This window comes from Spirosoma sp. 209 (genome assembly GCF_002006735.1).
In the GTDB taxonomy this organism is placed as follows: domain Bacteria; phylum Bacteroidota; class Bacteroidia; order Cytophagales; family Spirosomataceae; genus Spirosoma; species Spirosoma sordidisoli.
This window is the reverse complement of record NZ_MVEC01000002.1, coordinates 22,767-40,164: the sequence shown is the minus strand read 5'-3', so window position 1 is coordinate 40,164 and position 17,398 is coordinate 22,767. Positions and strand designations below refer to the sequence as shown.

The following is a 17,398-nucleotide window of genomic DNA, read 5'->3' as shown; positions in this document are numbered from 1 at the left end:
GTCTTTTAGCCTACATAGTCCATGTTTTGAAGCGACAACCGTTCGACTGGAGTCTGATCCGCACCTCCTGGCAATCGGTTGAGGAACCGGGCTGGTGGGCGGCCGGTCTGCTGCTGCTCATTCCGGTCAACTGGGGACTGGAAGCGCTGAAGTGGCAGATTCTGCTCCGGCGGGTTGAGCCAGCCAGTTTCTGGGCTGCCTACCGGGGCGTGCTGGCGGGGGTTACGCTCGGCTTTGCGTTGCCGATGCAGCTGGGCGATACGGCCGGGCGGGTGTTGTCATTACAGACCGTACAACGGGGCGAAGCGGTCGGTGCTGCGCTGGTGTCGGGCGGTATGCAGTTCTATGTGGCGCTTATCTTTGGCGCGTTTGCCTGGGCACATCATATTCAGCTGGTTCCCAACCGGGCCAATGCCGCCGGGCAGGCTCTGCTGGTCGTGCTGCTGGGTCTGGTGGGGCTGGGCGTGGTATTCGGTCTGGTTCGGTCCCGGCTGCTCGGGTGGCTGGCGCGCCGGGCTGCGCTACGCCGGTGGGCCCGGTACTGGGCCGTGGCCGGACAGTATACTGACCAGGAAATCGGCCTGGCGCTGGGTGTGGCTGCGCTGCGCTATCTGGTTTTTTCGGTGCAGTTTTTTCTGGCGCTACGGCTGGTGGGACTCACGTTACCGGCCCCCATAGCGACGTCAGGCATCGGGGTCGTTTACCTGGTCAAAACCATTACCCCGGCTTTTAACCTGCTCAGTGATCTGGGCGTTCGGGAGGCTGCGTCGCTCTGGACGTTTGCGCCGTTCGAGGCTGCAGCGCCGGTACTGGTTACAGCAACGCTCACCCTGTGGGTGGCTAATCTGCTTGTGCCCGTGCTGGTCGGTCTGATCTGGGTCTGGAAACTAAAATGGTCTGTCTCCTAAACATATCCCATCTGTGCTTGTTTTACTCGCTGCCAGCGCCACCTATGCCTGTTTTGCCCTGCTGCTCTGGCTGACCTGGCTACGGATTCCCCTGTTCGCGCCAGCGGCTTTGCCCATTACAGGCCCCCGCATCACCGTCATTATTCCGGTCCGGAACGAGGAGGAGAACATCGGGCGTCTGCTCGATGATCTGGATCGGCAAACCTACCGGAGCTTTGAGGTCATCGTAGCCGACGATGCGTCTGTCGATGGTACGCGCGATCGGGTACAGGCGTATGCATCGGCGGCTACCTATCCGCTCCGTCTGTTGTCCCTGATTGATAACGGGTCGGCATCGCCCAAGAAGCGGGCCATTCGTCAGAGTATCGAACAGGCCACCGGCGAGCTGATCATGACTACCGATGGCGATTGTCGGGTAGGGCCCGACTGGCTGGCTGCCTATGCCGCTTTTTACGAACAGACGCGGGCAAAAATGCTATTCGGTCCAGTCACCTTTACAACGGATACGCGCCTTTTTGACTCTCTTCAAACAGTTGAGTTTTCGAGTTTGATCGGGTCGGGCGCCTGCACCCTGGCCCTGGGGCAGCCTACCATGTGCAATGGAGCTAACCTCTGTTACGAAAAACAGGTCTTTTACGAGGTGGGCGGGTTTGCGGGTGTCGATCATCTGGCTTCCGGAGATGACGAGTTTCTGATGCACAAGATTGCTGCCCGGTATGCGAAGGGGGTGCGGTTTCTGAAAAGCCAGGCCGCCATTGTGCAGACTAACCCCCACCGATCGTGGCGGGCGTTTTATAACCAGCGCAAACGCTGGGCCAGTAAGTGGCAGGCCTACAACAGCCTGATTCCGACGCTGCTGGCCGTCTGTGTGTTTATCTGGAATGTAACCCCGGTCGTAGCCGTTGTCGGCTGGTTACTCAATTTTTTAAACGCAAATACGACTTTACTCGTTGTAGGGCTGAAGGTCGTAACCGAGTTTTTGTTTTTACGGGAGGTTCTTGTTTTTTTGCAAAAAAGGAGGTCAGTACTGTACATCCCGCTGACACAACTGGTGTACCCATTCTACGTAGTTTTTTTCGGGCTGGCTGCGCAGGGAAAAGGCTATCGATGGAAAGGCAGAGATCTGAACTAGCAGTTTGCGGTATCCGGTTTACGGTGGACTGACGAATAGGTAATAACGGGGCTAGTCCCTCAAACCGGGTACTGTTCACCACAAACCGAACACTATTTTGTCTTTCTTCCTGCACAAGTCAAACTTTTTACTTCGAACGATTTACCCCGAATTCTGGTGGAAAATCGACGAACCGGCCGAGCCAACCATCTACCTTACGTTTGATGACGGACCCATTCCCGATGTGACGGAATTCGTACTCGAGCAGCTCGACAAGTATGCCGCCCAGGCCACGTTTTTCTGCATCGGGGATAACGTCAGAAAGCACCGCGACATTTTGTATCAGGTGCTGGAGGGCGGCCACATGGTCGGGAATCATACCTACAACCACCTCAACGGCTGGAAGACAGACGATGCGGTCTATCTGGAAAATATTCAAAAATGCCAGGAGCAGCTCGGTGTCGAAACTGACCTGTTTCGGCCACCCTATGGCCGCATCAAGAAGACGCAGGTTGCCCAGGTCATGGAGAACTATTCCGTGATCATGTGGGATGTGCTGACCGGTGATTTTGACCAGAGCCAGCCAGCCGACGTGTGTCTGCGCAAAACCATTCAGTATACCGAACCGGGCTCCATTGTCGTTTTTCATGACAGCCTGAAAGCCTGGCCAACGATGCGCTACGTGCTGCCCCGGATGCTGGCCCATTTTGCCGATCGGGGCTTCAGTTTCCGGGCTGTTCCGCAACCCGTTTATGCTGGCTACTGACCCTGATCCTGTACCCTACCCGGCAGCTTCTGCCAGCCCCAAGCTAGCTATTCTCATTGCAGCCCGCGACGAGGAAGCCGTCATTCCCGCTTGTTTACAGGCTATTTCCCAGCTTCAGTATCCAGCCGGAACCGTTACTGTACTGGTCGGAAACGATCAGTCGTCAGACCAGACGGCTGCGCTGGTTCAGGCCTTTGCCGCCCGCCAGTCAACCCTTGAACTGATCAACATCGAGGCATCCGTTGCCGGCCTGCGCGGAAAGGCCAATGTGCTGGCTCAGCTGGCCCGACACTCGACGGCCGACCGGCTGTTTTTTACGGACGCCGATACGCAGGTGCCCCCCGGCTGGCTCGAGGGCATGAGCCTTGCCTTTACCAGGTCGGTAGGCATCGTAACAGGAGTGACGCTCCCCGATGGCCCCCGTCTGTTTCATAAGCTGCAAACCATTGACTGGCTATATAACCTGACCCTGACCCACTGGCTGAGCTACGCTGGCCTGCCCGTTACGGCCATGGGCAATAATATGGCTGTGAGTCGGGAGGCCTACGAGGCTGTTGGGGGGTATGAAGGCCTGCCGTTTTCGGTGGCCGAAGATTTCGCCCTGTTTCAGGCCATTGTGAAAAAAGGGTTCAACTTCCGCAATCTGCTGGACGAACGAGTGCTGGCCACGACAAAACCGGTCGACACATTCCGGGATTTTCTGCACCAGCGAAAACGGTGGATGCGGGGGGCGTCAGCGCTGCCTGGCTGGATGGTGGCCTTACTGTATGCACAATACCTGACGCTGCCGCTGCTTGGTTTGCTGTTCTGGCTGTCGCCCGGCGTGGCGGTGGGGCTGTACATAACCCGGCTTTTCGTGCAGACAGCGGTGCTTTCGTTTGGATTGAGCCGCCTGCGCCGAACCCACTTATGGCCCTATGCGTTGCTGTTTGACGTATACCAACTCCTGATTGGGCCGTTGTCGGTCGTTTTTTACTGGCTGCCGACGCGCATCAACTGGAAGAACCGATTTTATGACGCTTATTGATACCCACGCCCACATTTACGACCCGCAGTTTAACCCGGAAGCCGGTGGCGTTGACGAGATGCTGACTCAGGCTACCTCACAGCAGGTAAGCCAGATATGGATGCCCAACTGCGCCCGGGAAACCGTGGCGGGACTGATGGCCCTGGCCGAACAATACCCCGACCGATGCCTGCCGATGATGGGCCTGCATCCGGCCTACGTCAACGACACCGTCGATGACGAGCTGGCTTCGGTTGCCGCCTTACTCAACCAGCACGCATTCATGGCCGTGGGGGAGATAGGGCTGGATTTTTACTGGGACATGACATACGTCGACCAGCAGTTTATGGCCTTCGAGACACAGCTGCGCTGGGCCGCCGATCAGCAGTTGCCGGTGTCGATGCATACCCGGTCCGGTCACGATCGCAACGCCTTTGCCGAAGCAGCCGACCTGATCGAACGGCTGGCGCTGCCCGGTCTGACGGGTATTTTCCATTGCTTTGTCGGTACCCTCGACGAAGCCCGGCGCGCTACTGAGATGGGTTTCAAGCTCGGTATCGGCGGGGTGGCTACGTTTAAAAACGGAGGCCTGGATAAGGTTCTGCCCCATATCGGCCTGGAACATATCGTTCTTGAAACCGACAGTCCTTACCTGGCGCCCGTACCATACCGCGGAAAACGCAACGAACCCGCCTACATCCGGCTCATTGCGCAGCGCGTTGCCGATCTGATGCAGATCAGCATCGATGATGTTGCCCGCCATACCACCGCCAATGCCCAGGCGCTGCTCCCCGCTCTTTACGCCAACCTTCTGCCAAACTGAGAGCAGACAGGAGAGCTACCGGTCGTTGGCCGCCAAGCCAGTTAGGGCTTGTGCTGCCAACGTCTGCTTTAGGAAACGTCGCCAGTAATCCGCTGCTGGTGACCAGCTGCTGCCCAGGTACCTGGCAAATACATCGGCAAAAACGGCATCCAGTCGCATACGAAACGAGTCAGACTGAAGCGGTATGGTAGTTTTTCTGAGTTTGAAAAATGATCAGGTGCTGGGGTAGGTTTCGCACAAAGCCGACAGTCACCTCCCGGACGTCGCCGGCATGGTCGAATCCTAACCCAGGCCCATAGTTTACCCGGAAGAAAGGCAACAACTAGCAAGCCTATTTCAGGAGTATTTTGATTTTTGCTAACTTCAATCTGTATCCAAACCTCGGGCAGGCTGCCTGTTGCCCGCTCAACATTAAGCAGGTGACGGATGAACCTTGCCAGCCTGTATGTCGGTTCGATTGCGCTATATGAACGCTTCTTCGCATCTTTGGCGATGACTTATAAAACTGTACGTCTATCTCCGAGTGTAGATCGGAGCGCCGATATGCCGAACCGGTCGGTATTGGTAATTTATACGGGTGGTACGTTTGGCATGGTATACGATCGGAAAGCCAGCCAGCTCATCCCCTTCGATTTTGAGCAGGTGCTCGATCGCGTACCCGAACTGAACCGGCTCGATTTTGACATCACGATCGTGACGCTGCATCAGATCATTGACTCGTCGAACATGACGCTGGCAGTCTGGGTTGAACTGGCGCAGCTGATCGAGACAAACTATAAGGACTACGACAGTTTTGTGGTACTACACGGTACCGATACGATGTCCTATACGGCTTCGGCGCTCAGTTTCATGCTGGTCGGTCTGAACAAACCGGTAATCCTGACCGGGGCTCAGCTACCCATTGGGGTGGCCCGTTCCGACGCCCGGGAAAACTTTCTGACGGCGCTCGAGATTGCATCGGCCCAGGAAGATGGTGAGCCGCTGGTGCCGGAAGTCTGCGTGTATTTTAACTCGTTTCTGCTCCGCGGCAACCGATCTACCAAGCGGGAAAGTGTGCAGTTCAACGCCTTTGTATCGGAAAACTATCCCCATCTGGCCACTGCCGGTGTCAGTATTGATTACAATCGACCCTATATCCGGTCGTATCAGGCCCATGAGTCGCTGAAAATCCGGACGGTGCTCGATCCGAACGTAACCATTCTAAAACTCTTTCCGGGCATCACCCAACCCGTTGTCGAATCCATCGTGAACATACCCGGTTTGCGGGGCATCGTGCTCGAAACATTCGGGGCGGGGAATGCCCCAACCGACATCTGGTTTCTGGACACACTCAAAGCGGCCGTAGAGCGGGGTGTGCTGGTATTCAACGTGTCGCAGTGCGAAGGGGGGCGGGTAACCCAGGGCCGGTACCAGACCAGCCAGCAGCTGCAGCAGATCGGTGTCGTTAGCGGAGCCGATATCACGACCGAGGCTGCGATCACTAAATTGATGGTGCTGCTGGGTCGTGAACATGGTTCGGATGCCGAAGCCATAAGCCGCCTTCGGACGTTACTGGCGCAACCCATCAGCGGAGAAATGAGCGACGATCATTGATTTTTTTAGGGTCAGATCTTGCGTCATTACGCGCTAACATGCATCTTTGCACTCCCAAACGAATAGAGAGCTGCCGGAGTGGTCGAACGGGTCTGATTCGAAATCAGAAGTACTCGCAAGGGTACCGGGGGTTCGAATCCCTCGCTCTCTGCCAAAGACCACAGAAATCAGCAGGCCCGCTTGCTGATTTTGTATTTAGAGAGGTGTCCGAGTGGTTGAAGGAGCACGCCTGGAAAGTGTGTATGCGGGTAACCGTATCGAGAGTTCGAATCTCTTCCTCTCTGCAAAAGCCCCAGCCTCAGGTTGGGGCTTTTTTATTTCCTTTTGCGCCAAATTCGGCTCACTTTTGCCTAAATCAACCCTGCTCAATGCGTATGTGGACCGAAGCCGATAACCAACTCACCCGCGACTTTACGTTTGCTGACTTCTCCGAAGCCTTCGCGTTCATGACCCGCGTAGCGCTGCTGGCCGAAACAATGAATCACCATCCCTGGTGGTCGAACGTCTATAATCAGGTCACGATCCGGCTGTCGACCCACGATGCGGGGAACACGGTTACCGACAAAGACCACAAACTGGCCGCGGCTATCGATGCCCTGCTTCATGAACGGGTGAGTGGGTAAGGGCGGGAGCCCCCTGCCGGTATTACCTGCCATTCACTCTTCAGCGCGTTCGCTTCTGACCATGAAACTCTACCTTGTACCAACCCCGATCGGCAATCTGGACGACATTACCCTGCGGGGCATCAAAGTCCTGCAGCAAGTCGATGCCATTCTGGCCGAAGATACGCGCACATCGGGGGTGCTGCTCCGGCATCTGGGCATCAGCAAGCCGCTGCACAGCTACCATATTTTTAACGAACACCAGACCGTACAGCGACTCGTCAACCAGCTTAAGGAAGGCAAGACCTTCGCCCTGGTATCGGATGCGGGTACACCCGGAATTTCGGACCCTGGCTTTTTATTGGTCCGCGCCTGTATCCAGCACGATATTCCGGTCGAATGCCTGCCGGGCCCCACGGCCTTCGTACCAGCCCTGGTCAACTCCGGTCTGCCCAACGACCGGTTTACCTTCGAGGGGTTTCTGCCGCACAAAAAAGGAAGACAGACGCGCCTGGCCGAACTGGCCGGCGAAGAACGTACTATGGTCTTTTATGAATCGCCCCACCGGCTGCTGAAAACCCTGGGGCAGTTTGCTGAGGTGTTCGGACCTGATCGGCCCGCCAGCGTGTCGCGCGAGCTGACCAAGCTGTTCGAAGAAAACCGACGCGGGCCGTTGTCCGAACTAATTGCGTATTTTGCCGAAAAAACGGTAAAAGGTGAACTCGTTATTTGCGTACAGGGTCAAACAGGTAAGAAAGAAAAAAAGGGAGCAGGCCGCCGAGAACCCGACAACGATGAAGAAGACGAATAAGTGGAGCTGGCTGCTCACGACCGTGGTCCTGACCGGACTATGGGTGCTGAACGGGCTGGGGCCGATCGAAGCCCGCGGTCAGACGCTGACACCTGCCGCCCGGATTAGTCTGATAACGGTGTCGCCCGGTTCGGAGTTGTATTCCAGCTTTGGCCATACCGCTATTCGGGTCTATGATCCGGGGGTGGGGCAGGAGCGTATCTTCGGCTGGGGAACCTTCGATTTTCGGACCGATAACTTTTACGTCAAGTTTTTGCGGGGCACGCTGCCGTATACCATCTCGGTAACCGACATCTATGCCATGATGTACGAGTACCAGATCGAACACCGCACCCTGCGCGAACAGGTACTGAATCTGTCTGCCGCACAGCGTCAGCAGCTGTTCAATCTGCTGATGGAAAACTATCAGCCCGAAAATCGTACCTACCAGTACAAGTTCTATTATGACAACTGCGCCACCCGCCCCCGCGACAAAATCGCTCAGGTCTGTGGGGATAGTCTGACGGTGCCCACCCGCACCCGATCGACCGGTAAATCGTACCGCGACTGGATGAATGACTACCTGGGCGAGAAACCCTGGGCGCAGCTGGGGATGAACCTGGCCCTGGGAACCCCCGCCGACGTAATCACCACGGGCTGGCAGGCCATGTATCTGCCCGACCAGGTGCATGATCAGCTGGCCCGGTCCACCGTCCGCCAGGCCAATGGTCAGGTTGTGCCGTTGGTGGCATCCGACACCACCTTATACCAGGCGCCGAAAACGGTAAAAAAGGAAGTCCCGTTCATCTTCGACCCGAATGTTGTCTTTGCTTTCCTGACCATCGGACTGACGTTCTTTACCATTCGTCGCTACCAGCGGGGGCGGGTCGATCGCTGGCTCGACAGGCTGTTGTTCGGTACGGCCGGGGTGCTGGGCTGGTTTTTGTTTTTGCTCTGGGTCGGCACTGACCACGGCGTTACGGCCTGGAATCCGACCTTGCTGTGGCTGATGCCGCTTCATATGCCACTCATCTACTGGGCTACCGGGCCGGGTACCACAGCCCGCCGGCGATCCGTTTATTTCGGTCTGACCGCTGTGCTGATCTTGGTCGGCATGGTGGTGTCGAAGGTGCCGGGGGGCGTTGATATTCTTTTCCCGATGGCCCTGCTGATTCGCTGCCTGGTCAACCTGCAGCTAAGCCGCCGAAAAGCGTTGGTGCCGGTCGTTTAATGTCTTATCCTGAAAAGTAGTCAGGTGGCTCAGTAGGCAGAGCTGCCCGGCTACTTATGCCCCTGAATCCTTCTCCCACAAATAGCTGTCATGCGCTTATGAAACGTTGTTTACTGCTGCTTGTATTGATCTCCACCAAACTGGTGGCGCAACCCGCCGAACGCCTGGTCAAGCTGGTCGTTACCCCTGACCATACCGACTGGCTCTATAAGACCGGCGAACCCGTTCGGTTTACCATTACCGCCTACCGGGAAAACGAACCGCTGAAAGGCACCAAAATGCGCTATGAGGTCGGCCCCGAAAAAATGCCGCCGACCCAGACCGAAACCATTACCCTGACTGATAAACCGGTAGTCGTAACCGGCGGAACTATGAAAACGGCTGGCTTCCTGCGGTGCGTGGCCACGGTAGAGATCGACGGTAAGGAATATCGCGGCATGGCGACGGCTGGTTTTGAGCCGCTCACCATCAAGCCTACCGTAGCTAACCCCGCCGACTTCCAGGCGTTCTGGGAAAAAGCAAAGGCCGATCTGGCCAGGATCCCCGTCGATGCGCGTATGACGCTCCTGCCCGAACGCTGCACCGAACGAACAAACGTATACCACCTGAGTCTGCAAAACATAAACAACTCCCGCTTTTACGGCATTCTGTGCGTTCCTAAAAAAGAAGGGAAGTACCCGGCCATTCTGCGGGTACCGGGGGCGGGCGTGCGGCCCTACGGCGGTATGATTGCCGAAGCCGAAAAAGGGTTTATTACCCTGGAGGTCGGCATCCACGGAGTGCCGGTTACCATGGATCCCGCAGTTTACGACAACCTTAGCCGGGGGCCGCTTAATGGGTACCAGGCCGCCAACCTCGACGATCCGGATCGATATTACTACAAGCGGGTCTATCTGGGATGCGTACGGGCCGTCGATTTCCTGGCTTCCATGCCCCAGTACGATGGGCAGAACCTGGGCATTACCGGCGGGAGCCAGGGGGGCGCGCTATCGATCATTACGGCTGGACTCGACAGCCGGGTCAGGTGGCTGGCGGCTTATTACCCCGCGCTATGCGACGTAACGGGGTACCTGAACGGCCGGGCCGGGGGGTGGCCCCATCTGTTTGCCGGCGACAATCTGGCCTTCAATAATAAACCCGACCGGATCAGAACCACCGGCTACTACGATGTCGTCAACTTCGCGCGGCTGGTAAAGGTGCCAGGCTATTATTCGTGGGGCTACAACGACGAAACCTGCCCGCCAACCTCTATGTACGCGGCCTATAACGTTATTCCGGGAGCCAAACAGCTGGAGCTCTACCGCGATACCGGCCACTGGACCTACCCCGAACAAACCGAAAAAGCAACCACCTGGCTGCTGACGCAGCTGACTACGGGCCGATAGACAAAAACCGCCTAAAACGCACGTATATCCCGTTTTTTTTGTATCTTTAAGAGACCAAACACCAGTGAAGATCGGTTGGTCAGCCCGCCTTTTTATCCACTGAAACAGTAGTGTAGCAATTCATGATGAACGAAGAAAATCAGGAACCGATGGAGGAATTCCGGCTGCCCGCCAGTGACAGCCAACCGGACGGAAGCGTACCGCTGGCCGACGACACCGACCCTGATGACCAGCCAACCAACACACCGGAAGAAGTTCTGCATGACCAGACGGTCGTATCAGGACTGTATGAAAACTATTTCCTGGATTATGCCTCGTATGTTATTCTGGAGCGGGCTGTCCCCGCAGTAGAAGATGGGCTGAAGCCCGTACAGCGACGTATCCTGCACGCCCTGAAAGAAATGGACGACGGGCGTTTCAACAAGGTCGCCAACGTCATCGGGCAGACGATGCAGTTCCACCCCCACGGCGATGCGTCGATTGGCGAAGCGCTGGTCAATATCGGTCAGAAAGAGCTCCTGTTCGATACGCAGGGCAGCTGGGGAGACGTGCGCACGGGCGATGGCGCGGCCGCCCCCCGTTATATCGAAGTCCGCTTGTCGAAGTTTGCGCTCGATGCCATCTATAACGATAAAACGACCGAGTGGCAGCTTAGCTACGATGGTCGTAAGAAAGAGCCGGTAACGCTGCCTGTCAAGTTCCCGCTGCTGCTGGCGCAGGGCGTGGAAGGAATTGCGGTCGGCCTCTCAACCAAGATTCTGCCCCACAATTTCAACGAGCTGATCGACGCTTCGATTCAGATCCTGAAAGATAAACCCGTATCGCTGTTCCCCGACTTTCAGACGGGTGGACTCATCGACGTCAGCAACTACAACGATGGCCACCGGGGCGGTAAAGTGCGCGTACGGGCCCGGATCGAAGAGGTCGATAAAAAGACACTCGCCATTCGGGATGTGCCATTCGGGGTTACCACCTCGCAGCTGATTGAGTCGATCGTCAAGGCGGCCGAACTCGGCAAGATACGCATCAAAGCCCCCAGCCGGAACGTGGCGGCTGTCATCGACAATACCGCCCGCGACGTTGAAATCCTGGTGCATCTGCAACCCGGGGTTTCGCCCGACGTGACTATCGATGCGCTATACGCCTTCACCGACTGCGAGGTCAGCATCTCGCCCAACGCCTGTGTCATCATTGGCGATAAACCCCATTTTGTCAGCGTAACGGATATTCTGCGGGTCAATACCCACCAGACGGTACAGCTGCTGCAGCGGGAGCTGGAGATCCGGCGGGGTGAACTTATGGAGCGGTTGCTGTACAGCTCGCTGGAGAAGATATTCATCGAGAACCGCATCTACCGCAAAATCGAGGAGTGCGAGACGTTCGAGGCTGTACTGTCAACGATCGATAAGGCGCTCAAACCATTTAAGAAACAGTTCTACCGCGAGATCACCGAAGATGACCTGATCCGGCTGACGGAGATAAAGATCAAGCGGATTTCGAAGTATGACGGTTTCAAGGCCGACGAACTGATGCGCCGGCTGGAGCAGGAACTGGAAGAAACCAACGATAACCTGGCCAATATCACCCGCTATGCCGTTGCCTATTACAAGGAACTGCAGAAGAAGTACGGCAAAGGACGCGAGCGCAAAACCGAAATCCGGGCTTTCAACACCATTGCGGCCAGCGTCGTAGCCGCTGCTAACCAGAAACTGTACGTAGACCGTGAAGGCGGGTTTATCGGGTACGGGCTGAAGAAAGACGAATACGTCAGCGACTGTTCCGATATCGACGATATCATTGTGTTCAGGCGGGATGGCAAATGCGTTGTTACCAAAATTCAGGAGAAGGTCTTTGTTGGCAAGGATATTGTTTACGTGTCGGTGTTTAAAAAAGCCGACGAGCGGAAGATCTACAACATGGTTTATCTGGACAGTAAATCGGGTATTTCGATGGCCAAACGGTTTCCGGTTACGGGCGTCACCCGCGATCGGGAGTACGACCTGACCATGGGTAACCCAAAGTCGAAGATAACCTATTTCAGTGCCAACGATAACGGGGAAGCCGAAGTGATTACGGTTAACCTGACGGCCCAGAGCTCAGCGAAGATCAAGCAGTTTGATTATAACTTCGCAACGGTCGGCATCAAGAACCGCTCGGCACAAGGAAATATCCTGACCAAATATCCGGTTCGAAAAATCGTTCAGAAGACAGCGGGTACGTCGACGCTTGGCGGAGTCGATATCTGGTATGACGAGCATCTGGGCCGGCTCAACCGCGACGAGCGGGGTAGGCTGCTGGGTAATTTTGACGCCAAGGATAGTATTCTGGTCGTGTATAAAGATGGCCAGTATGAACTGACCAGCTTTGACCTGACCAACCGGTACGAACCGAACGATATTGCCGTGCTGATGAAGTTTGATCCGGATATGGTGTTGTCGGCCATCTACTACGAAGCCAACCAGAAGTCCTGGTACGTAAAACGATTCAAGGTAGAGACCACCTCCCTGGACAAAAAATTTAGCTTTATCGGCGATACAAAAGGCTCTAAAAACCTGGCAGTCACGGCTGATCGGTATCCTCGAATCGAGATTGTGCATCAGGTCAAAGACCGGGGTCCGCTGGAGAAGATGGTACTGGAGCCGGAAGGCTTTATCGAGGTCCGTGGCTGGAAGGCGTTGGGCAACAAACTGCCTTTTGCCCGAGTTAAGGAAGTAAAGCTCCTGCCTCCCAAAGTGGTCAGTGAATTGCCGAAAAAAGAGCAGCCCGAGGCTTCCGGTACGCAGGTCAGTACGGAAGCTGAAGATAAAGAATCAGTGCAGTTAGGGCTGTTTTCATAGTCCTGGCGCAGAACCTGTAACTTATGGACTCTACCTTGGCCAGCGATTACACGAACCAGTCTCCCCGTGAAGCGGTTGGCGTACGCGTGGTCAAGGGAGTCATAAAATTCAGTATCGCCGTTGCGTTCGTTGGCGCAACGGTAGTGCTGATTTGTAACTGGTGGGTCGTTCAGAACACCCGAAACCAGATTTACTTCAATCTTCAGGAGTTGCCCGCCAATGACGTAGGGCTGGTACTGGGAACCAGCAAATTTGTTCGAACCGGCAAAGAGAATCTGTTTTTCCGGTATCGAATGGAAGCAACTGCCAGACTCTGGAAAGAAGGCAAGGTAAAATACCTCATACTGAGCGGAAATAACGATTCCGAATACTACAACGAGCCTGCTGATATGCAACGGGCGCTGATCAGGCTGGGTGTACCAGGTTCGGTCATGACGCTGGACTATGCCGGTTACCGGACGTTCGATTCGGTCGTGCGGTGCAAGGATGTATTCAATCAGGAAAAAATCACGATCATCTCCCAGAACTTTCACAACGCCCGGGCGCTGTTTATCGGTAACCATGAAGGTATAGAAGCGATTGCCTTTGCGGCTCAGGATGTGCCTGATGGGTACTCGCTAAAAACCCTGGTCCGTGAATATCTGGCTCGTCCTTATGCCATACTTGACGTTTTTGTTCTGCGACCACAGCCGGAAAAGGGGAACTGGCCCCGCCGATAGCCGGGATCGTGCATTTTCAAATATATGCTACTTTTCAAATAGTATATTTAGGATTGCCGTACCTTAGCTGCCAATCCCGCCTACCTTTATGCATCTGTACCGAACATTAATCATTGAAGACGATACAGTTGAAAAACAGCTGTTGCAACATCACCTGAGTCAGTTGCCTTACCTGACGCTGATCGGTAGCTTTGACAATCCGTTGAGTGCAGTATCGCTTCTACACCAGGAACAGGTTGATATATTGTTTCTGGATGTCAATTTACCGGGTATAGATGGGCTTTCGTTTTTGTCAACCTTACAACGCCCGCCACGGGTCATACTGACAACGGCTGATCCCGCCCACGCCCTCAAGGCGTTTGAAGTAGGAGTGGTTGATTATCTGGTAAAACCTTACACGTTTGAACGGTTACTACGGGCAGTTAGCCGGGTGCTCGGTGCCAATGATCCTGCTTTTTCGCCAGGTGCAACGCCAACACATATATTCCTGAAAACAGGTCGTGAGTCGGTGCGGGTTGCTGTCGAGGATATCCTGTATATTGAAGCTTTTGGGGCTATCAGTAAAGTGTACACCAAAACATCAGTTCTGGTTGTCAGCGAGCTATTAGCTGATCTTCACCAACAGTTGCCAGCGGGTGCCTTTATCCGGGTACACAAATCCTACATCGTTTCCCGGCAGTCAATAACCCGTATTGGATCCAAACATGTTTCCGTACAGCAACATCAGATTCCGCTGGGAGCTACCTATCGGGAGCAGGTAGAGAAGACCCTTTGGGGTAGATAGGTGTTACTATAGGCAAAGTAGGAAAATCTATTTTATTTGATAAAACGCCCGTTCATTCAGTAAGTTGATCGTTCATTAACTAGGAGTCGTAGTTACCAAAAGCGAGAAATACAGTCGGTTATATTTGTTCAGATGTAACCACCGTAACTCTTAATAGATGCGTCACTTAACCGACCAAGAACTAGTTTCTCTTTATCTGGACACTAACAATGAACGGTACTTTGGGCAGCTTTACACACGCTATCGTCAGTTAGTATATCAGAAATGCCTTTTCTTTACCGGAAATGCGGATGATTCGGAAGATTATGTTCAGGACATTTTCGTTCGCCTAACGATGAAACTCCGAGGCTTCAAGGGCGAATCAAAGTTTACCACCTGGCTGCATACCGTCACGGCTAACTATTGCATCGATCAGCTTCGGAAAAAACAACAGCATCAAACACTCTGGCGCTCCTATATGCGTGAGCAGGAGACGCTTGATGAGCAAAATCCTACGCTCGACGAGTCCTATTTCCATATTTTTGAACGGGTTCTGAACCAGTTGCCTCATCACCAGCGGGAGCTGCTACTGGCTAAATACGAAGACGGTCTGCAGATTAACGAGTTGGCCAGTAAGCAGGATCTGACCTCGAGTGCCATAAAGATGCGCATCAAGCGGGCGCGGGATCGGGCCCGAAGTCTTTATGACCGGATTCGGATGGAGGAGGAGTGCTGACAGTAGAGGATGTATGAGAAAACCAGACTCCTCAGACCCTACACCATTCCATCAGTATAAACAGTTGGCCATGGAAGACCAACTGTTTATCGTTTATCTGGAGGGAACATATCTGCTTGCCGGCCAGAAACAACTGTTTTACGACACGCAACTGTTTAGCCTGTACGATTTCTTCGTGGAAGTATGGTACGAGAAAAACTCGGATCAGATGACTATGGTACGTGCCTTTCAGGAGTTGCACCGGCTCGATCCATTTTTGGTGACGGTCTCCCTGCGGGAACTCCTGCCGGACCGCTGATAAGCCGTCAGACGCGCCGTGTCGCCATGCCCATTGGTGGGGTTGGAACCTATCTTTTTAGCGTAACAATGCACAGTTTGGCAGTCCGTTGCTAACTTGCCGCAATGATTGCTTTAAACCAACTGCTCCGCCCGCATATCCTGTCTCTGACACCCTATTCATCGGCTCGCGATGAGTATACAGGAAGCGTCGGCATTTTTCTGGATGCCAACGAAAACCCCTTTGGGTCGGCATCCGGGTCAGGCAACTACAGTCGTTATCCCGACCCTCACCAGGGCGCCATCAAGCAGCGCCTGGCCGGCATCAAAGGCGTTCGGCCCGGCCAGATTTTTCTGGGAAACGGGTCCGACGAACCCATTGATCTGCTGGTGCGTGCTACCTGCCGGCCAGGTCAGGACTCCATATTGATTATGCCCCCTACCTACGGCATGTACGAAGTGTCGGCGGGTATCAACGACGTGAACGTGATCAAGGTGCCGCTCACGCCCGATTTTCAGGTAGACACGGATCGGGTGCTGGCCACCATTACCGAAAACACCAAGCTGATCTGGCTCTGCTCACCCAATAATCCGTCCGGCAACCGGCTTCAGGACCAGGCTATCCATACCATACTGGAGGCTGCCGATCAGTCGCTTGTGATCGTCGACGAAGCGTACATCGATTTTTCGGATACTCCTTCCTGGACCACGCAGCTCGACAGGTATCCTAACCTGGTAGTGTTGCAAACGTTCTCGAAAGCCTGGGGGTTGGCTGCCTTGCGACTGGGGATGTGTTTTGCCTCGGAAGAGCTGATTCATGTACTCAACAAGATCAAGCCGCCCTACAATATTTCGGCTCCAACGCAGACACTCGCCCTCGAAGCGCTCGATCACGAGACGGATAAAAACGAGTTCGTACAGCGGATACTCGCCGAACGGACGTGGCTGACGAATGCCCTGCAAACCTTGCCGTCTGTTCGCCTTATTCATCCATCGGACGCCAATTTTCTACTCGTTCAGTTCGACGATGCGCCGGGTACCTTTACCCATCTCATTGACCAGCAGGTCATCGTCCGGGATCGCTCGAAAGTGGTTCTGTGCGAGGGGTGCCTGCGGATTACGGTCGGTACCCGGGCCGAGAATGAGCAACTGATGCATGTGTTACGGCACAAAGACGCCCCGGTGGCTTCCGCTGACCTGCCGCTCGGAACGGGCGAGGAAGCTCAGCGCCCTGAGGCCGTATCGAATGCCTGAATGGTCTGTTTTTACGACTGAATTTCATGAGAAAACTAACTTTCTTCTGCATGCTGGCGCTGAGTATCGGGCTGGCAACCTCGAACCAGGCACTGGCTCAGTACAACAACTGGTCGGTCGGCTTTCGGATTGGTGAACCCTCGGGTCTCAATGTGCGCAAGTACTTCGGCAGTAATCACGCATTTGATCTCAACATCGGGACGTACGGCGGCCTCTATGGCACCCGGCGCAGCTACCGATCCGGCGATTACAAGAGTGTCGGGCTGAGCGTGCAGGGACACTACATCTGGCACAAAGCCCTGACCAGTAGTGAGAGCCTGCGCGGCTACTACGGATTTGGCGGACAGATAAACTCCCGGCGCTACTATCCGCCCCGGTTGAATGGCGAGTACGAAAATGCGCTATCGCTCGGTGGGTCCGGTATTGGCGGGCTGGAGTATTTCCCGGCCGGCAAACCTTACTCGTTTTTCCTAGAAGGGGGCGTTTACGTGGAACTCCTCCAGGCGCCGTTCTTTCTCAACCTGAATACAGGTCTGGGGATACGGTACAATTTTTAATGAAAGGAACTGAATCGGAGCCGTCGCGTTTCGGGTTCAGT

General features: G+C 54.8%; 17 protein-coding genes and 2 tRNA genes. All 19 read left to right on the top strand.

All coding sequences use genetic code 11. The annotated features are described in order from the left end of the window. Positions 1-26: 26 nt before the first annotated feature. The 19 genes from B1C80_RS03380 (at position 27) to B1C80_RS03290 (ending at position 17,357) form a co-directional block, all read left to right on the top strand. Entirely contained in the window at positions 27-908 is an 882-nt protein-coding gene (locus B1C80_RS03380) for a lysylphosphatidylglycerol synthase domain-containing protein (protein ID WP_369822679.1), read from the top strand. Between the two features lie 13 nt (positions 909-921). Then, positions 922-2,040 carry a glycosyltransferase gene (locus B1C80_RS03375; RefSeq protein ID WP_077919658.1) on the top strand — a complete coding sequence of 373 codons (1,119 nt, stop codon included), beginning with the start codon at positions 922-924 and terminating at the stop codon, positions 2,038-2,040. Positions 2,041-2,137: 97 nt separating this feature from the next. Next, positions 2,138-2,785 carry a polysaccharide deacetylase family protein gene (locus B1C80_RS03370; RefSeq protein WP_077919657.1) on the top strand — a complete coding sequence of 216 codons (648 nt, stop codon included), beginning with the start codon at positions 2,138-2,140 and terminating at the stop codon, positions 2,783-2,785. After that, positions 2,772-3,812 carry a glycosyltransferase family 2 protein gene (locus B1C80_RS03365; protein ID WP_077919656.1) on the top strand — a complete coding sequence of 347 codons (1,041 nt, stop codon included), beginning with the start codon at positions 2,772-2,774 and terminating at the stop codon, positions 3,810-3,812. The genes B1C80_RS03370 and B1C80_RS03365 overlap by 14 nt, the downstream gene beginning before the upstream one ends. Then, the gene (locus tag B1C80_RS03360) at positions 3,799-4,614 is read left to right on the top strand and encodes a TatD family hydrolase (protein WP_077919655.1); all 816 of its coding nucleotides are present in this window, start codon (positions 3,799-3,801) and stop codon (positions 4,612-4,614) included. Before B1C80_RS03365 ends, B1C80_RS03360 begins: the two co-directional genes overlap by 14 nt. 492 nt (positions 4,615-5,106) lie before the next feature. Continuing rightward, positions 5,107-6,207, top strand: coding sequence for an asparaginase (locus B1C80_RS03355; protein WP_077920080.1), 1,101 nt, complete (start codon positions 5,107-5,109; stop codon positions 6,205-6,207). Positions 6,208-6,271: 64 nt separating this feature from the next. After that, positions 6,272-6,361, top strand: a tRNA-Ser gene (locus B1C80_RS03350). Between the two features lie 43 nt (positions 6,362-6,404). After that, positions 6,405-6,491, top strand: a tRNA-Ser gene (locus B1C80_RS03345). Between the two features lie 90 nt (positions 6,492-6,581). Beyond that, positions 6,582-6,830, top strand: a complete 249-nt coding sequence (locus B1C80_RS03340) for a 4a-hydroxytetrahydrobiopterin dehydratase (RefSeq protein WP_077919654.1) — start codon at positions 6,582-6,584, stop codon at positions 6,828-6,830. A 61-nt stretch (positions 6,831-6,891) separates the two neighbouring features. Beyond that, the gene (gene rsmI, locus B1C80_RS03335; protein WP_077919653.1) at positions 6,892-7,620 is read left to right on the top strand and encodes a 16S rRNA (cytidine(1402)-2'-O)-methyltransferase; all 729 of its coding nucleotides are present in this window, start codon (positions 6,892-6,894) and stop codon (positions 7,618-7,620) included. Beyond that, a complete protein-coding gene (locus tag B1C80_RS03330; RefSeq protein WP_077919652.1) occupies positions 7,604-8,830 on the top strand; it encodes a DUF4105 domain-containing protein in 1,227 nt (408 codons plus the stop codon). The genes rsmI and B1C80_RS03330 overlap by 17 nt, the downstream gene beginning before the upstream one ends. Positions 8,831-8,928: 98 nt before the next feature. Continuing rightward, complete coding sequence (locus B1C80_RS03325) at positions 8,929-10,215, top strand: acetylxylan esterase (protein WP_077919651.1); 1,287 nt, start codon at positions 8,929-8,931, stop codon at positions 10,213-10,215. Positions 10,216-10,337: 122 nt separating this feature from the next. Next, positions 10,338-13,052: a DNA gyrase/topoisomerase IV subunit A gene (locus B1C80_RS03320; RefSeq protein WP_077919650.1), complete on the top strand. Its 2,715-nt coding sequence runs from the start codon at positions 10,338-10,340 to the stop codon at positions 13,050-13,052. Positions 13,053-13,075: 23 nt separating this feature from the next. Further along, positions 13,076-13,771 (top strand): vancomycin high temperature exclusion protein, encoded by a 696-nt coding sequence (locus B1C80_RS03315; RefSeq protein ID WP_077919649.1) that lies wholly within the window; start codon positions 13,076-13,078, stop codon positions 13,769-13,771. Between the two features lie 88 nt (positions 13,772-13,859). Next, positions 13,860-14,555 (top strand): LytTR family DNA-binding domain-containing protein, encoded by a 696-nt coding sequence (locus B1C80_RS03310; RefSeq protein ID WP_077919648.1) that lies wholly within the window; start codon positions 13,860-13,862, stop codon positions 14,553-14,555. A 157-nt stretch (positions 14,556-14,712) separates the two neighbouring features. Next, entirely contained in the window at positions 14,713-15,270 is a 558-nt protein-coding gene (locus B1C80_RS03305; protein ID WP_077919647.1) for an RNA polymerase sigma factor, read from the top strand. A 70-nt stretch (positions 15,271-15,340) separates the two neighbouring features. After that, positions 15,341-15,568 (top strand): hypothetical protein, encoded by a 228-nt coding sequence (locus B1C80_RS03300; RefSeq protein WP_077919646.1) that lies wholly within the window; start codon positions 15,341-15,343, stop codon positions 15,566-15,568. Between the two features lie 104 nt (positions 15,569-15,672). Then, positions 15,673-16,800: a histidinol-phosphate transaminase gene (hisC, locus tag B1C80_RS03295; RefSeq protein WP_077919645.1), complete on the top strand. Its 1,128-nt coding sequence runs from the start codon at positions 15,673-15,675 to the stop codon at positions 16,798-16,800. 26 nt (positions 16,801-16,826) lie between these two features. Then, a complete protein-coding gene (locus B1C80_RS03290; RefSeq protein ID WP_077919644.1) occupies positions 16,827-17,357 on the top strand; it encodes a hypothetical protein in 531 nt (176 codons plus the stop codon). Positions 17,358-17,398: the final 41 nt, after the last annotated feature.

What these genes read in the sequence shown, in the direction of transcription:
- B1C80_RS03365 (WP_077919656.1), top strand. Translation starts at nt 2,772, where the DNA reads ATGCTGGCTACTGACCCTGATCCTGTACCCTACCCGGCAGCTTCTGCC.
- B1C80_RS03360 (WP_077919655.1), top strand. Translation starts at nt 3,799, where the DNA reads ATGACGCTTATTGATACCCACGCCCACATTTACGACCCGCAGTTTAAC.
- B1C80_RS03355 (WP_077920080.1), top strand. Translation starts at nt 5,107, where the DNA reads ATGACTTATAAAACTGTACGTCTATCTCCGAGTGTAGATCGGAGCGCC.
- B1C80_RS03340 (WP_077919654.1), top strand. Translation starts at nt 6,582, where the DNA reads ATGTGGACCGAAGCCGATAACCAACTCACCCGCGACTTTACGTTTGCT.
- rsmI (WP_077919653.1), top strand. Translation starts at nt 6,892, where the DNA reads ATGAAACTCTACCTTGTACCAACCCCGATCGGCAATCTGGACGACATT.
- B1C80_RS03330 (WP_077919652.1), top strand. Translation starts at nt 7,604, where the DNA reads ATGAAGAAGACGAATAAGTGGAGCTGGCTGCTCACGACCGTGGTCCTG.
- B1C80_RS03325 (WP_077919651.1), top strand. Translation starts at nt 8,929, where the DNA reads ATGAAACGTTGTTTACTGCTGCTTGTATTGATCTCCACCAAACTGGTG.
- B1C80_RS03320 (WP_077919650.1), top strand. Translation starts at nt 10,338, where the DNA reads ATGATGAACGAAGAAAATCAGGAACCGATGGAGGAATTCCGGCTGCCC.
- B1C80_RS03315 (WP_077919649.1), top strand. Translation starts at nt 13,076, where the DNA reads ATGGACTCTACCTTGGCCAGCGATTACACGAACCAGTCTCCCCGTGAA.
- B1C80_RS03310 (WP_077919648.1), top strand. Translation starts at nt 13,860, where the DNA reads ATGCATCTGTACCGAACATTAATCATTGAAGACGATACAGTTGAAAAA.
- B1C80_RS03305 (WP_077919647.1), top strand. Translation starts at nt 14,713, where the DNA reads ATGCGTCACTTAACCGACCAAGAACTAGTTTCTCTTTATCTGGACACT.
- B1C80_RS03300 (WP_077919646.1), top strand. Translation starts at nt 15,341, where the DNA reads ATGGAAGACCAACTGTTTATCGTTTATCTGGAGGGAACATATCTGCTT.
- hisC (WP_077919645.1), top strand. Translation starts at nt 15,673, where the DNA reads ATGATTGCTTTAAACCAACTGCTCCGCCCGCATATCCTGTCTCTGACA.
- B1C80_RS03290 (WP_077919644.1), top strand. Translation starts at nt 16,827, where the DNA reads ATGAGAAAACTAACTTTCTTCTGCATGCTGGCGCTGAGTATCGGGCTG.